The organism is Pseudoduganella aquatica (genome assembly GCF_009857595.1).
Lineage (GTDB): Bacteria > Pseudomonadota > Gammaproteobacteria > Burkholderiales > Burkholderiaceae_D > Rugamonas > Rugamonas aquatica_A.
This window is the reverse complement of sequence record NZ_WWCU01000068.1, coordinates 1-14,265: the sequence shown is the minus strand read 5'-3', so window position 1 is coordinate 14,265 and position 14,265 is coordinate 1. Positions and strand designations below refer to the sequence as shown.

The 14,265-nt window shown below is 65.4% G+C and carries 13 protein-coding genes and 1 rRNA gene; 7 read left to right on the top strand and 7 right to left on the bottom strand.

What is annotated here, in order from left to right:
• From rrf to GTP77_RS28885, 6 genes are all read left to right on the top strand, one after another.
• Positions 1 to 111: ribosomal RNA gene (gene rrf, locus GTP77_RS28910) — 5S ribosomal RNA — on the top strand; the annotation flags it as partial.
• 68 nt (positions 112 to 179) lie between these two features.
• Positions 180 to 869, top strand: a complete 690-nt coding sequence (locus tag GTP77_RS28905; RefSeq protein WP_161075606.1) for a response regulator transcription factor — start codon at positions 180 to 182, stop codon at positions 867 to 869.
• A complete protein-coding gene (locus GTP77_RS28900) occupies positions 856 to 2,106 on the top strand; it encodes a sensor histidine kinase (RefSeq protein ID WP_161075605.1) in 1,251 nt (416 codons plus the stop codon). Before GTP77_RS28905 ends, GTP77_RS28900 begins: the two co-directional genes overlap by 14 nt.
• 96 nt (positions 2,107 to 2,202) lie before the next feature.
• Positions 2,203 to 3,840, top strand: coding sequence for a phosphoethanolamine transferase (locus tag GTP77_RS28895; RefSeq protein ID WP_161075604.1), 1,638 nt, complete (start codon positions 2,203 to 2,205; stop codon positions 3,838 to 3,840).
• Positions 3,833 to 4,594, top strand: a complete 762-nt coding sequence (locus GTP77_RS28890; protein ID WP_161075603.1) for a phosphatase PAP2 family protein — start codon at positions 3,833 to 3,835, stop codon at positions 4,592 to 4,594. The genes GTP77_RS28895 and GTP77_RS28890 overlap by 8 nt, the downstream gene beginning before the upstream one ends.
• Positions 4,595 to 4,691: 97 nt before the next feature.
• A complete protein-coding gene (locus GTP77_RS28885) occupies positions 4,692 to 5,630 on the top strand; it encodes an exopolyphosphatase (RefSeq protein ID WP_161075602.1) in 939 nt (312 codons plus the stop codon).
• Positions 5,631 to 5,701: 71 nt separating this feature from the next.
• Here GTP77_RS28885 and GTP77_RS28880 read toward each other — a convergent pair whose 3' ends face one another.
• Together GTP77_RS28880 and GTP77_RS28875 are read right to left on the bottom strand one after the other, a co-directional pair.
• Positions 5,702 to 6,961 carry a nitronate monooxygenase gene (locus GTP77_RS28880; protein WP_161075601.1) on the bottom strand — a complete coding sequence of 420 codons (1,260 nt, stop codon included), beginning with the start codon at positions 6,959 to 6,961 and terminating at the stop codon, positions 5,702 to 5,704.
• 92 nt (positions 6,962 to 7,053) lie between these two features.
• Positions 7,054 to 7,539, bottom strand: a complete 486-nt coding sequence (locus tag GTP77_RS28875) for a YajQ family cyclic di-GMP-binding protein (protein WP_025595779.1) — start codon at positions 7,537 to 7,539, stop codon at positions 7,054 to 7,056.
• Between the two features lie 151 nt (positions 7,540 to 7,690).
• Here GTP77_RS28875 and murB point away from each other — a divergent pair, with 151 nt between their 5' ends.
• Positions 7,691 to 8,719 (top strand): UDP-N-acetylmuramate dehydrogenase, encoded by a 1,029-nt coding sequence (gene murB, locus GTP77_RS28870; protein ID WP_161075600.1) that lies wholly within the window; start codon positions 7,691 to 7,693, stop codon positions 8,717 to 8,719.
• Between the two features lie 110 nt (positions 8,720 to 8,829).
• Here murB and GTP77_RS28865 read toward each other — a convergent pair whose 3' ends face one another.
• The 5 genes from GTP77_RS28865 to GTP77_RS28845 all read right to left on the bottom strand — a co-directional run.
• On the bottom strand, positions 8,830 to 9,843 hold the full coding sequence (locus tag GTP77_RS28865) for a diguanylate cyclase (RefSeq protein WP_161075599.1): 1,014 nt from the start codon (positions 9,841 to 9,843) through the stop codon (positions 8,830 to 8,832).
• 17 nt (positions 9,844 to 9,860) lie between these two features.
• Complete coding sequence (cheB, locus tag GTP77_RS28860; RefSeq protein ID WP_161075598.1) at positions 9,861 to 10,883, bottom strand: chemotaxis-specific protein-glutamate methyltransferase CheB; 1,023 nt, start codon at positions 10,881 to 10,883, stop codon at positions 9,861 to 9,863.
• The gene (locus GTP77_RS28855) at positions 10,880 to 13,192 is read right to left on the bottom strand and encodes a hybrid sensor histidine kinase/response regulator (protein WP_161075597.1); all 2,313 of its coding nucleotides are present in this window, start codon (positions 13,190 to 13,192) and stop codon (positions 10,880 to 10,882) included. The genes cheB and GTP77_RS28855 overlap by 4 nt, the downstream gene beginning before the upstream one ends.
• Positions 13,189 to 13,872, bottom strand: a complete 684-nt coding sequence (locus tag GTP77_RS28850) for a chemotaxis protein CheW (RefSeq protein ID WP_161075596.1) — start codon at positions 13,870 to 13,872, stop codon at positions 13,189 to 13,191. The genes GTP77_RS28855 and GTP77_RS28850 overlap by 4 nt, the downstream gene beginning before the upstream one ends.
• On the bottom strand, positions 13,869 to 14,265 hold a 397-nt coding region (locus tag GTP77_RS28845), incomplete at its 5' end, for a tetratricopeptide repeat protein (protein WP_371869414.1). The genes GTP77_RS28845 and GTP77_RS28850, both read right to left, overlap by 4 nt.

Genomic DNA, 14,265 nt, shown 5'->3' with positions numbered 1-14,265 from the left:
TGATGACCATAGCAAATCGGTCCCACCCCTTCCCATCCCGAACAGGACCGTGAAACGATTTTGCGCCGATGATAGTGCTGCAACCAGTGTGAAAGTAGGTTATCGTCAGGCTAGTTATAAAGAAAAACCCCGTCAGGTGATCCTGGCGGGGTTTTTCGCATTTGGAAGTAAAATACCGCATGCGCCTGCTCATCATCGAAGACAATCCCGACATTGTCGCCAACCTTTACGAATTCTTTGAGCCCAAGGGCTATGTGCTGGACTCCGCCGTCAACGGTTACGCCGGGCTGGGCCTGGCCTCGCAGAACCGCTACGACGCGGTGGTGCTGGACGTGATGCTGCCGGGCTTGAATGGTGTGGAGCTGTGCCAGAAGCTGCGCGGCGAACTGAACGACCCCACGCCCGTGCTGATGCTGACCGCGCGCGACACCCTGGCCGACAAGGTGGTCGGCTTCGATGCCGGCGCCGATGATTACCTGGTCAAGCCCTTCTCCCTGGTGGAGCTGGACGTGCGCCTGAAGGCGCTGGTGCGGCGCGCCAAGGGCAGCCATGCGGCGGCGCCCGTGCTGCGCGTGGGCGACCTGACTTTCGATACCAGCACCTATACCGCCACGCGCGCTGGCCGCCCGCTGGTGCTGACCAAGACCGGCTACGTGCTGCTGCGCTGCCTGATGCGCGAAGCGCCGCGCCTGGTGCCGCGCGAAACGCTGGAGCAGGAAGTCTGGGGCGAGGACCGGCCCGACAGCGACGCGCTGCGCACCCATTTGCACGCGCTGCGCCAAGCGCTGGACAAACCCTATCCCTTCGCCATGCTGCGCACCGTGCCCGGCATAGGCTACAAACTGGTCAGCCACGATGAAACCGTTTAATTCCCTGCGGCGGCGCATCGTCGTTGCCTACACCACCTACGCCTTCGGCTTCGTGCTGTTTTTTGCGCTGATCGCCGCGTTCGCGGTGGAGGGCATAGAGGAGCACCTGGTCGATAACCGCCTGCGCCAGGTGGCGGCCTGGGCCGCGCCGCGCGCGGCAGGCATGCTGCCGGTGGAAATGCCGGCCGGACTGAGCTTCCACCGCGGCGCGGATATTCCAACGTCGCTGCGCGGCCTGCCGCCCGGCGTGCAGGAAAAAACCGTGGACGGCGTGGGCCTGCATATCCTGGCCGGGCACGACGCCCTGGGCGAGTACGTGGCGGTCGATCATGAAAGCGACTACGAAAAAGTGGAGCTGGCGGTGTATTCCCTGTTCGCCATCGGCTTCCTGGGTTTCCTGCTGTTCTCCTATTTCCTGGGCGGCTACGTGGCGCGCCGCCTGGTCACGCCGATTATGGATATGGCTGAGGCGGTGAGTTCCGACCAGCCCAATGTGTCGCTGGAAGGGCGCCGCGACGAGCTGGGCATACTGGCGCGCGCCTACGCCGCCCATACCGCGCAGCTGCGCGACGTGCTGGAGCGTGAGCGCTTCTTCACCGGTGACGTGAGCCACGAATTGCGCAGTCCGCTCACCGTCATCATGGGCGCAGCGGAAGTGCTGATGGCGCAAGGGAAGGGCAGCGCCGGCTACGCGCCGGCGGCGCGCATCTACCGCGCGGCGCAGGAAGCCGCCGAGTGCGTGACGGTGCTGCTGCTGCTGGCGCGCGCGCCGCAGCTCGACGCGCTGGCCCTGGTCGATGTCGGCCAGGTGGCGCGCGGCGAGACGGAACGCCACCAGCACCTGGTGGCGGCTCGGCCGGTGCGGCTGGAGTTTGCCGGCGGCGAGGACTTTACGGTGCGTGCGCCGCGCGAGCTGTGCATGAGCGCGATAGGCAACCTGGTGCGCAACGCCTGCCAGTACACCGACAGCGGCACGGTGACGGTGCGCATGGGACGCAACAGCGTCAGCGTGGAAGACACGGGGCCGGGCTTGCCCGCCGCTGTGCGCGCCGCGCTGGAAGGGCAGGCGCACGGCGCGGTGCTCGGTTCAGGCGCGGGCGGTTCGTCCGGCACAGGGCTGGGGCTGGCCCTGGTGCGCCGCATTTGCAGTTATCTGGGCGCCAGCCTGGCGCTGGAGGATCGTCCCGGCGGCGGCAGCATCTTTATCATCCGCTTCACTCCCGCAGGCTCAAATTAAGGCGATTTAACGGTTTCCTAACGCGCGGTTGACGCGGCCTTGACCGGCCGCTGGCTATAGTGGCAGCGTGCTATTGCCAATCTGCCTGGAAACCGAGTGACTGTTAAATTTGCCCCGCGCCTGAGTGCGCCCGTATTCACGCTGGCCGCGTCCTTTTTCCTGGTGGCCGCCTATAACTACAGTTTCTGGCAACGCTTCCTGCTGGCCACCGGCGGCTTCAGCGTCGCCAATCTGCCGCTGTTGGCGGCCACCTTCCTGCTGCTGGTACTGGTGTTCAATGCCTGCCTGAGCCTGGTCAATTTCCGCTTGGTCATCAAGCCGGTAGTCATTGCGCTGCTGCTGGCCACGTCGGCCGCCACCTACTTCATGAACCAGTACGGCACGCAGATCGACAAGGCCATGATACAGAACGTGGTGGAGACCGATGTGCGCGAAGCGGGCGAGCTGTTCAGCCTGAAAATGCTGCTGACCATAGGCCTGCTGGGCGTGCTGCCCGCCGTGCTGGTGGCGCGTACCAAGCTGACCTTCGCGCCGCGCGGACGCCACCTGCTCACCAGCGCCGGCATCGTGACCGGCTCGCTGCTGCTGGCAGCCGGCATCCTGATGCTGTTCTTCAAGACCTATGCGCCGGCCATACGCGAACACCGCGAACTGCGCTTCCTGCTCACGCCGACCAACTACATCCAGGCCACCAACGGCTACCTGAAGCAGAAGTGGGCCAAGCCACAGGTGGTGGCGCCGCTGGGCCGCGACGCGGCCAAGGGCGTGACCTGGGCCGGCCAGGCGCGCCGCACCGTCACCGTGCTGGTGGTGGGCGAGACCGCGCGCGCCATGAATTTCTCGCTCAACCGATATGGGCGCAATACCAACCCGCAGCTGTCGCAGCAGGCCGGCCTGATTAACTTCAACAATGTGTCCTCCTGCGGCACGGCCACCGCCGTTTCCGTGCCCTGCGTGTTCTCCGCGCTGGGCCGCGAGAACTATTCCGACACCAAGGCGCAGGGCCAGGAAGGCCTGCTCGACGTGCTCAAGCACGCCGGCTTCGATGTGCTGTGGCGCGACAATAACTCCGGCTGCAAGGGCACTTGCGCGCGGGTGGAGTACGAGGACTGGTCGGAGCCGGTGGCGGGCGATCCGCTGTGCAATAGCGAAGAATGCTACGACGAGAAGCTGCTGGAGCGCTTGCCCGAACTGATACGCAAGCCGGGCAAGGACCTGGTCATCGTGCTGCACCAGAAGGGCAGCCATGGTCCGGCCTATGCCAAGCGCTACCCGGCCAGCTTCGGCAAGTTTGGCCCGGTGTGCAATACCAATGAACTGGAGAAATGCACCCAGGAGCAGATTACCGCCGCCTACGACAACACCATCCTGTACACCGACTACTTCCTGGACAAGCTGATCAAGCTGCTGCAGCAGAGCAACGCGGTGGACGGCGTCGATACCGGCATGGTGTATTTCTCAGACCACGGCGAATCGCTGGGCGAGAAGAATATGTATCTGCACGGCGCGCCCTACATTATTTCGCCGCCTGAGCAGCGCCGCATTCCGATGATGATGTGGTTCTCCGACGCCTACGCGGACCGCTTCAAGATCGACCGCCGCTGCCTGGCCGCCCGCGCCAGCCAGCCCTTCTCGCACGACAATGTGTTCCACTCCGTGCTGGGCATGCTGGACGTGAGCACGGCCGTCTACAACCCCGCGCTTGACATGTTCAACGCCTGCACCCATGGATAAGACCCTCGTCGGCTGGCACGTACTGCGGCGCGCAGCCTGGCTGCTGGCCGCATCGGCGGCGCTGATACTGCTGATCGGCATGGGCGACATCGACCTGTGGCTGGCCGACCTGATGTTCGACTTCCATGTGCACGAATTCCCCTGGCAGCACGTCTGGCTGACCGAGGCCTTTGGCCACGGCACGCTGAAAACCCTGCTGACCGTGCTGGGCGCGCTGCCGCTGGCGGCCTGCGCCTGGGATCTGTGGCGCCTGGCGCGCCGCCGCCGGGCGCTGCCGGACTGGTGGCGCCTGCGCGTGCGGCTGATGTCGCTGTGCGTGATCCTGATCCCGCTCATCACTTCCCTGCTGAAACGCGCCAGCCGCTCGCATTGCCCCTGGGACCTGGAGCGCTACGGCGGCTACCAGCCGTATTACAGGCTGCTCGAGCACATACCGGGCTGGCTGGAGGCGGGCCATTGCCTGCCGGGCGGGCATGCGTCCAGCGCTTTGTGGCTGGTGGGGCTGGCCGTGTTCTGGCTGCCGCACAATCCGCGCAAGGCGGCCGACGTGGCGCTGTCCGCGCTGGCCTTCGGCGCTGCCGTGGGCTGGATGCAACAGATGCGCGGCGCCCACTTCCTCACCCATACGCTGTGGTCGATGTGGGTAGCATGCGCGGTGCTGGCCGCCTTGCTGGCCGCGAACAAAGCCCTGCGCGCGGCACGGCGCGGCGCAGCCGAGACAGAAAATACCGCCTCCGGCCAGGCCCCCGCATAAGTGCTGGGCAAGCCGGGGAGTTGAGTTGTATTATTCATCATTGCATCTTTTCCCATAGGATGCGCTGGTGAATGTCACTCTACGAAAAAGGTATCCCATGTCAGCTGAAGCAAAAAAATTTCGCCTCGTAACCCGCAGCGACTTTGACGGCCTGGTGTGCGCTGTGCTCTTGAAACACCTGGACATGATCGACGATATCCTGTTTGTCCACCCCAAGGACATGCAGGACGGCAAAATTGCGATCAGTGACAAGGACATCACGACCAATCTGCCCTATGTGGCCGGGGCCCATCTGGCTTTCGACCACCACCTGTCCGAAACCATCCGCAACACCGGCGAACGCAGCAACCACATCATCCACCCGGACGCGCCGTCTGCCGCGCGCGTGGTGTATGACTACTACGGCGGCCTGAAAGCCTTCCCGGCCTCGTGGGAGGGCATGATGGCGGCGGTGGACAAGGGCGATTCGGCCCAGTTCAACCGCGAGGAAGTGCTCAATCCGGAAGGCTGGGACCTGCTCAATTTCCTGATGGACGCCCGCACCGGCCTGGGCCGCTTCCGCGAATTCCGCATCTCGAACTACAACCTGATGATGGACCTGATCGACTATTGCAAAAACCATACGATCGAACAGATCATGGAATTGCCGGACGTGAAGGAACGCAAGGACCTGTACTTCGAGCACAGCGAAAAGTGCAAGGACCAGATCAAGCGCTGCTCCACCATCCATAAAAACCTGGTGGTGCTGGACCTGCGCAACGAGGAAACCATCTACGCGGGCAACCGCTTCATCATCTACGCCATGTATCCGGAGACCAATATCTCCATCCATGTGCTGTGGGGCCTGAAGAACCAGAACACGGTATTTGCCACCGGCAAGTCGATCCTGAACCGCACGTCCAAGACCAATATCGGCGCGCTGATGCTGGAATACGGCGGCGGCGGGCATGAGAACGCCGGCACCTGCCAGGTGGACAATGAACGTTCGGAAGATGTGCTGGGCGCGCTGATTGCGCGTATTACGCACGAAGGCTAGTTCTAAAGGGCTGGGGTCAGACCTCACGGGTCTGACCCCAGGTGCGGAAAAGGCGCCTGGGGCGCCTTTTTTTATGCTTCTTTTTCCGGCAGGGCCACTTCGTTGCCCGTGCTGAACTGGTAATCCTTGAAGACGTGCTCGGCGGTGAGCAGCTGGTAGCTGCCGTCTTCCTTCTTGTGCGTGGTGTCCTTCAGGCGGTAGGTGTAGTGGCCGCAGGTCCAGCAGTTGAAGTTGCGCATGTGGGTGCACAAGCAGGTCTTGTCCATCACCGAAATGCCCTTGTCGCTGCCGCCGTTGACGTTGACTTCGCGGTTGTAGGCATTGATGTAGGAGCAGTTGCCGGTGGCGTCCAGCAGGTAGCCGTAGGACTCGCAGCCGGGACGGATGCCGGCGCCGATGGCGGGCGTGTTCTTCAGCATGCGCATCGGGTAGCCGGTCGGCGACACGCCATTGACGATGATGTCTTCCTCACTGGCCTTGTAGTACTCCTGCTTGACCTTGTCCGGCAGGCCGCATTCCTTGGTCACCGTGAAGCGCGTGGCCACCTGTACGCCGGCCGCGCCCGCTTCCAGGAAGGACACGGCGTCGCCGCCGGTGAACACGCCGCCCGCCGCGATGACGGGGATGGCCAGGTTCTCGCCCTTCAGGTACTCCAGCACCTCGGCCACGATGGTGTGCAGGTCATAGTTTTTCCAGTCGTCCATGCCGAAGCCCAGGTGGCCGCCGGCCAGCGGGCCTTCCACGATCACGTAGTCGGGTGCGCGGTCCAGCTTGGCGTTCTTGCGCAGGAAGATCTGCAGCGCGCGCACCGAGGACACGATGATGCCCAGCTTGGCCTCGCGGAAGCGCGGATTGTCCGCCATCAGCGCGAAGGAGCCGAAGTGCAGGCCGGCCGACAGGGTGATGCCGTCGATGCCCGCGTCCAGCGCCGCGTTCAGGCGGGTGCGCAGGGTTTCCTTCGGGCCGTTCATGGTCAGCTTTTCCATGCAGTTCACGAAGATCAGGCCGGGGCCTTTCTTCGCCGCCATGGTGGCGCCGATGTGGCGGCGCTGCGCGTCGGCCAGGCGTTCGAGGTCGAACTGCACCACGGCCTTGTCCATATTGAAGATGTTGTACTTGTAGAGCTTGGTCTTGTCCTTGACGAAGGTGGTGTCGAACTTGCGGTCCGACACGTCTTCCACCATGGCGTCCGAAATATGGCCGATGCCGCCCAGGCGCGCCGCCTCCAGCGCCAGCTCGGACGTGGAAATGTCCACCCCCATGCCGCCTATCATGATGGGTACGTATTCCTTGTCGCCGAAGCGCAGGCGGAAGTCGTCTACTCGTTTCATCTGCAGTCCTTAACTACGTGGCGCCGCAGGGCCGGAGCAGCCCGCGGCAGGGTGCGGCATGCGCACCGGATCGGTATTGATGGCTGGTCCGCTTAGTCGCGGAAGTTGTTGAATTCCAGCGGGGTGTCTTTGACTTCCTTGCGCAGCATGGCCATGGCGGCTTGCAGGTCGTCGCGCTTGGCGCCGGTGACGCGCACGGACTCGCCCTGGATGCTGGCTTGCACCTTCATCTTGCTGTCCTTGATAATGCGGGTGATTTTCTTGGCCGCTTCGGTTTCCAGGCCGTTCTTGATCTTGATGACCTGCTTGACCTTGTCGCCGCCGATTTTCTCGATCTTGCCTTCGTCCAGGAAGCGCACGTCCACGTTGCGCTTGCCCAGCTTGTTGATCAGCACGTCCTTGACCTGGGTCAGCTGGAAGTCCGAATCGGCGTAGGCGGTCAGTTCGGCCTCCTTTTGTTCGACATTGGCGCTGCTGCCCTTGAAGTCGAAACGGGTGGTGATTTCTTTCTTTGCCTGATCGACGGCGTTGCGCACTTCGATCATATCGGCTTCGGAGACTACATCAAACGACGGCATGTTACTTTCCTTTAGTTAGTGCGGTGGGCGCGTGCTGCGGCGCCTCGTAAAAAGATGTGCCATTTTAACGGACAACGGACCGAACGCTCGGTCGTTTTTGACGCGATTTTCCCACTTTCACACTATAATCCCCCAAAATACTTACACGCCTATGCACTCGAACCTAGCCCTCAGCCACGACTACTCCCTCCGTTCGCTTAACACTTTCGGCATAGACGCCAAGGCGGCGAACTATTTGCGGGTGGCGTCGGCGCAGCAGCTGCAGGCCGCGCTGGCCGACCCGGCGCTGGCCGCGCTGCCGCGCCTGGTGCTCGGCGGCGGCAGCAATCTGCTGCTGACGGGCGACTTTCCCGGCCTGGTGCTGCATATCGCCATCCAGGGCCGCAAGGTACTTGAGGGCACGGCCACGCACCACCATGTGCGCGCGGCGGCCGGCGAGAACTGGCACCAGTTCGTGCAGTGGACCCTGTCGCACGGGCTGGACGGGCTGGAAAACCTGTCGCTGATCCCCGGCACGGTGGGCGCCGCGCCCATCCAGAACATCGGCGCTTACGGCGCCGAAACCAAGGATTTTTTCCACAGCCTGACCGCCTACGATCCGGCCAGCGGCGCGCTGCTGGAAATGAGCGCGGCCCACTGCCGCTTCGGCTACCGCGACAGCGTGTTCAAGCAGGAGGCGCAGCGCGGGCTGATTATCGTGGACGTGACCTTCGCGCTGCCGCGCGCCTGGCAGGCCAATCTGCGCTACGCCGAGCTGGCGCAGGCGCTGGCGGAGCAGGGCGTGGACGCGCCCAGCGCGCAGCAGGTGGCCGACGCGGTGATCGCCGTGCGGCGCCGCAAGCTGCCGGACCCGGCCGATATCGGCAATGCGGGCAGTTTTTTCAAGAATCCGGTGGTCAGCGGCGCGCAGTGCGAACGGCTGCTGGAGCAGTTTCCGGCGCTGGTGCACCACCGCCAGGCCGACGGCAGCGAAAAGCTGGCGGCCGGCTGGCTGATCGACCAGTGCGGCTGGAAGGGCCGCAGCCTGGGCGCGGCGGGCGTGTATGAGAAGCAGGCGCTGGTGCTGGTGAACCGGGGCGGCGCCAGCGGCGCCGACGTGCAGCGCCTGGCGCAGGCGATACAGGCGGACGTGGAGGCGCGCTTCGGCGTGCGCCTGGAGCCGGAGCCGGTGTTTGTCTGAGCTTTGGCGGGTTACGCTGCGCTAACCCGCCCTACGATGACGCCGATATTCCGGGATTGGTGAGATTGCGTAGGGCGGGTTAGGCGCGCAGCGCCGTAACCCGCCGAACTTCACGCCGACACGACGCGGTTGCGCCCGGCTTTCTTGGCGGCGTAGAGCGCCTGGTCGGCGCTTTCGATCAGCCGCTCGATGCTGGAGTGCGGCGAGGGCACCACGCTGGCCACGCCGATCGACATGGTCACCACGCCGAACGGCGCCGCTTGCGGATTCTCGATGGCCAGCTTTTCCAGGTGCTGCACGCAGGAGTTGGCCAGCTTGAGCGCCCCTTCCAGCATGGTGTCCGGCAGGACGATGGCGAATTCCTCGCCGCCGTAGCGCGCCGCCAAGTCGGCCGGGCGCTTCAAATGCTCGGTCAGCACGGCGGCCGTCTTCTTCAGGCACAGGTCGCCGCTCAGGTGGCCGAAGGTGTCGTTGTAGATCTTGAAGAAGTCCACGTCGCACAGTAGCAGCGACAGCGGCTGGCGCTCGCGCTGGCCGCGCTGCCATTCCACCGCCATGTATTCGTCGAAGCGGCGCCGGTTGGCGATGCCGGTCAGGCCGTCCAGCGCGGCCAGCTTTTGCAGCTCGATATTGGCGTCGGCCAGGTTCTTCTGGCTCTCGCGCAGGAAGCGGAAGGCCTGGTCGCGCTGCAGGCGGCTGATGTGCGCGTTCGAGTGGTAGCGCACGCGCGCCAGCAGCTCCAGCTTGTCCGGCAGCTTGACCATGTAGTCGTTGGCGCCCACGGCAAAGCTGTGGGCTTTCAGTTTCGGGTCGTCCTTGGCCGACAGCACGATCACCGGCACGTTGCGCACCAGTTCGTCCTCGCGGTAGGCCTGGATCAGCGCAAAGCCGTCCACCGACGGCATCACCAGGTCTTGCAGGATCACGGTGGGCTGCAGCTGGCCGGCGGTCTGCTGCGCCAGCGTGGCGTCGGTCACGTAGTGGAATTCGATGTCCTGCTGGTCGCTCAGCATGCGGCGCACCGCCTCGACGATAATCAGCTGGTCATCCACCAGCAGCACGCGCACCTTGAAGACGGTGAGGGCCGGTTCCAGTTCGGCTGGGACGGAAAAGCTTTCGGACATTGACGCTCTCTTGGTTGCTAGCCCCGGCTGCCGGTGGTGCTGCGCAGCATGGGGCCTATTTTATCTAACGGCAGTATCAACTGTGCCGCATCCAGCTCGGCCGCCGCGCGCGGCATGCCGTACACCGCGCTGCTGGCCTGGTCCTGCGCGATGGTGGTGTGGCCCGCGCGGCGCATTTCCAGCAGGCCTTCGGCGCCGTCGCGGCCCATGCCGGTCAGCAGCACACCCACCGCGTCGCCGCGCCAATGCTGCGCCACGCAGCGGAAAAACACGTCGACCGAAGGCCGGTAGGCATAGTCCTTCGGTGTGGCATCGTACCCCAAGCGGTAGTCTTTATCCAGCACCAGGTGATCGTTGCTCTTGGCGATAAGGACGGTGCCGGGCGCCAGCTCGTCGCCGTGCTCGATGGCGCGCACCGGCATCTCCAGCTGTTCGCCCAGCCACTTGGCGAAGTGCTCGGCGAAGTTTTCGTCGATGTGCTGCACCACCACGATGGCGCAGCCGGGCGGCGGCAGCCAGCCGGCCAGGATCTTGGACACGGCCAGCGGTCCGCCGGTGGATGCGCCTATCGCCACCAGCTTGGTGGTTTTCGCTTCCCGGCGTTCGGGCGCGCTGGCGCTGCGCGGCAGCATGGCCTGGCTGCCGCCGCTGTGGCGTATCAGCTTGTCCATGGTCTTGATCTTGGCCAGCAGTTCCACCGCGCCGTCGGCTTTCCCCTGCAGCATGGGGGTGGCGGTCACGTCGAGCGCGCCGGCGCCCAGCGCGCGGAACACCTGGTTGACGTTGTCCTGCGGGCGCCCGGTCACCACCAGGATGGCGCAGGGGCTTTGCTCCATGATCTGGCGGGTGGCTTCCACGCCGTCCAGTTCCGGCATGTTCAGGTCCATCAGCACCAGGTCGGGCCGGTTCTCGGCGCACATGCGCACCGCCTCGCTGCCGGTGCGGGCGATCCACAGCACCTGGTGCTCGCTGGTGCTGGCCACCACGCGGCGCAGCGCTTCGGCCGCCATGGCGACGTCGTTGGCTATGGCGATTTTCATTTGTGCGCATCCCCTATCAGGTCGGCCACCGCGTCCAGCAGGGTCTCGTCGTGGAAGCTGCCCTTGGTCAGATAGTAGTCCGCTCCGGCGGCCATGCCGCGCGCCCGGTCTTCCGGCCGGTCCTTGTAGGAGACGATCATGACGGGCAGCTTGTGCAGGTGCAGGTCTTTCTTGATCAGGTTGACCAGCTCGATGCCGTCCATGCGCGGCATGTCGACGTCGGTGATGACCAGGTCGTATTCGCCGCTGCGCACCACGTTCCAGCCGTCGATGCCGTCGATGGCGATGTCCACGTCGAAGCCGCGTCCGACCAGCAGCTTGCGCTCCATTTCGCGCACGGTGAGCGAGTCGTCCACCACCAGGATGCGCTTCATGCGGCGCTTCTCGCCGCCGGCGCCGCGCGCCAGCTGGTGCAGGCCGCCCTCGTGCAGCAGCTTGTCGATGGACAGCAGCAGGTCGGGCACGTCCAGTATCAGCACCGGTTCACCGTCGTCGAGCAGGGCGGCGGCGGAAATGTCGCGCATCTTGCCGAAGATGGGGTCGATGGCCTGCACCGCCAGGCTTTGCTCGCCGCGTATCGCGTCCACCACCATGGCGTAGCGGCGCGCGCCGCTGCCGATCAGCACCACGGGCAGCTCGGCGCCGGTGGCGCTGCTGTCGCCCAGCTCCAGCACCTGTGCCGCCGACACCAGTCCCAGGTGCTCGCCGCCGTGCTCGAAGAACTGCTTGTTTTCCAGCGTGTGGATGTCGGCCTGCGCCACCTTGATCACGCGCTCGACCTTGACGATGGGGACGGCGTAGGCCTCGCCCTTGATGTCGACCACCAGCGCGCGCACGATGGATTGCGTCAGCGGCAGCGTGATATAGCTGCGGAAGCCCACGCCCTGTTCGGACTCCAGCCGCACGGTGCCGTTCTGCTGGCGCATGACGTCGTGCACGATGTCCAGGCCCACGCCGCGCCCGGAAATCTCGGTGGTGTTTTCCTTCAGGCTGAAGGCGGGCAGGAACAGGAATTCAAGCAGCTCGGCCTGCGACATGGCGGCGGCCATGGCGGCGCTGGCCATCTTGCGCTCGACCACGGTGCGGCGGATTTTTTCCAGGTCCACGCCGCGCCCGTCGTCGCTGATCTCGATGCTGAGCATTCCTGCGCGGTGGCGTGCTTCGAGCACGATGGAGCCGCAGGCCGGTTTGCCCAGCGCCAAGCGCTCGGCGGGCGGTTCCATGCCGTGGTCGATGGCGTTGCGCAGCATGTGGTTGAGCGGGCTTTCGATCTTGGCCAGGATGTCGCGGTCGACCAGCGTGTCTTCGCCGTCGATGCGCAGCTGGACGTCCTTGCCCAGGCTGCGCGCCAGGTCGCGCACCATGCGCGGGAAGTGCTGCACGCCATCGCGGAAGGGGCGCATGCGCAGCGCCAGCACTTCGTCCACCATGTTTTGCGACACCGTGAGCAGGCGGCGCTCCCAGTTTTCGAAGTCGGTGATCTGCTCTAGCACGAACTGCTTGAGCGGCTGGGCCTTTTGCAGGGCCAGCAGGGATTTCTCTTTCAGGCTGGCGTCGGCTGTGCCGGACACCGCTTCGTGCAGCTGTTCGATCACCGTAAACAGGCTGGCCTGGTTGCGCTTGAAACGCTGCATGGCCTGCAGGAAGGGATGCATCTGGTGCGCGTTGATGCGCGATTCGCTGGCCAGCGACAGCAGGCGGTCGAAGTTCTGGGCGGACTTCATCGGCGCCATGCCGCGCGCGCCGGGCACGGCGACGGCTTCCTCCGGCTCGGCTAGCAGCGCGGCCACGTCGGCCGGCGTCGGAATGGCGGGCGCGGGGACTGCGGCGGCGGCAGGCTGGGACTGCGGCGGTGGCGGCGGTGGCGGGCTGTAGCTGTCCAGCGGCTCCGACAGGAAGGCGATGGTGCCGATGCTGTCCATGGTCTGCTGGATCAGCGTCCCGTTGGCGGCCAGCCAGGGCGTCACGCCGTTGTCGTCCAGGCGCGAGACCTGCAGTATCAGGTCCACGCCGGCCAGCAGCACGTCCACGCGGTTGGGCGTGAGTTTCAGCTTGCCGTTCTGGGCGGCGACGAAGGCGTCCTCCATGCCGTGGGCCAGCTGCACCACCACGTCCAGGCCGACAATGGCGGCCGCGCCCTTGATCGAGTGCGCCGCGCGCATCATCGCTTCCACCGCGCCGGCGTCGCCGCCGTGGCGTTCCATGGCCAGCAGGCCGTCGGTCAGGATCACGGTCTGCGCGTCCGCCTCCATGCGGAACAGCTCCTGCATGGAGAACTGGCTCAGATCGCCGTTATGGTCTTGGCTCATCGCAGTGTCCTCGCCAGCTGGTAGCCGAGCAGGCCGGCGTCAAGGCAGCCGATCTGCATGCCGTCGTGGCTGACCACGCCGGTCAGGTAGCGCGACAGCCCTTTGTTGATGGTGGCGGCGGGCGCCTGCACGCTGGCCGCCGCGTAGCGCAGCAGGCCGTGCAGGTCCGCCACGGGCAGCGCATAAGGCTGGCCTTCCCACTGCACCAGCAGCAGCCGGGCGAAGGTGTGGCGGCCGGTGCGGACCTCGATTTCCGCCTCGTCGATGTCGAGCAGCGCGCCCAGCGCAATGCAGGGATAGAGCTTGCCGCCCACATTGACCACGCCGGCCAGACCGCGCGCATTGCGGTGCGGCAGGCGGTGCGGCTTGGCTTGCGGCGCCACCGACAGGAAGGCGGAGGTGGGCAGCGACAGCCATTCGCGGCCGATGCGGAACACCAGGCAGGAGCTGTCGAGCTGCGCGCTGTCGTCCGCCGGCTTGCGGAAATGGGCGGCCCATTCCTCCTTGTAGGCGGCGTCCACAGGGCGCTGCAGGTTGCGCTGGGCGGCGCCGGCGTAGACGTCGCAGTTGCGGCAGTGGACGAATTGCTGCAGCTTCTCGCAGCTATGGTCGCCGGAGACGCCAATGCGGTTCCAGCAGTCGTGGATACCCTGGATGGTTGGTGCGGCGGTGGTGGTCATGGTTCAGCTCTCGCGGTGCCGGCGTTTTGCTGGCGCTGGTAGATGCGGGCCGCGCGCGCCTTGAGCGTGGCGGCGCCGCTGCTATTGCCGGACTGCTCGGCCAGCAGGGCCAGGTGGCATAAGGCGTCGTAATGGTCGGGCCGCAGGTAGATGCAGCGGCGCCAGTGTTCTTCCGCTTGCGCGGCCTGCCCGGCGTGCTCGCTGAGCATGCCGAGGATGAAGTAGGCTTCGGCGGTTTCGGGCGCGCGCGCCAGCACGGCGTGGCAGGCTGCGGCGGCGTCCTTGTTTTCGCCGCGGTCGGCCAGCTTGCGCGCCTGCGCCAGCAGCTCGGCCGGGGAGGGCGCGCCGGCGGCGGCCTTGCCTGGTGTGCTGGCTGGCGTTCCGGCCGGCGCG

Coding starts and splice junctions, on each gene's coding strand:
- GTP77_RS28905 (WP_161075606.1), top strand. CDS start 180: ATGCGCCTGCTCATCATCGAAGACAATCCCGACATTGTCGCCAACCTT.
- GTP77_RS28900 (WP_161075605.1), top strand. CDS start 856: ATGAAACCGTTTAATTCCCTGCGGCGGCGCATCGTCGTTGCCTACACC.
- GTP77_RS28890 (WP_161075603.1), top strand. CDS start 3,833: ATGGATAAGACCCTCGTCGGCTGGCACGTACTGCGGCGCGCAGCCTGG.
- GTP77_RS28885 (WP_161075602.1), top strand. CDS start 4,692: ATGTCAGCTGAAGCAAAAAAATTTCGCCTCGTAACCCGCAGCGACTTT.
- GTP77_RS28880 (WP_161075601.1), bottom strand. CDS start 6,961: ATGAAACGAGTAGACGACTTCCGCCTGCGCTTCGGCGACAAGGAATAC.
- GTP77_RS28875 (WP_025595779.1), bottom strand. CDS start 7,539: ATGCCGTCGTTTGATGTAGTCTCCGAAGCCGATATGATCGAAGTGCGC.
- murB (WP_161075600.1), top strand. CDS start 7,691: ATGCACTCGAACCTAGCCCTCAGCCACGACTACTCCCTCCGTTCGCTT.
- GTP77_RS28865 (WP_161075599.1), bottom strand. CDS start 9,843: ATGTCCGAAAGCTTTTCCGTCCCAGCCGAACTGGAACCGGCCCTCACC.
- cheB (WP_161075598.1), bottom strand. CDS start 10,883: ATGAAAATCGCCATAGCCAACGACGTCGCCATGGCGGCCGAAGCGCTG.
- GTP77_RS28855 (WP_161075597.1), bottom strand. CDS start 13,192: ATGAGCCAAGACCATAACGGCGATCTGAGCCAGTTCTCCATGCAGGAG.
- GTP77_RS28850 (WP_161075596.1), bottom strand. CDS start 13,872: ATGACCACCACCGCCGCACCAACCATCCAGGGTATCCACGACTGCTGG.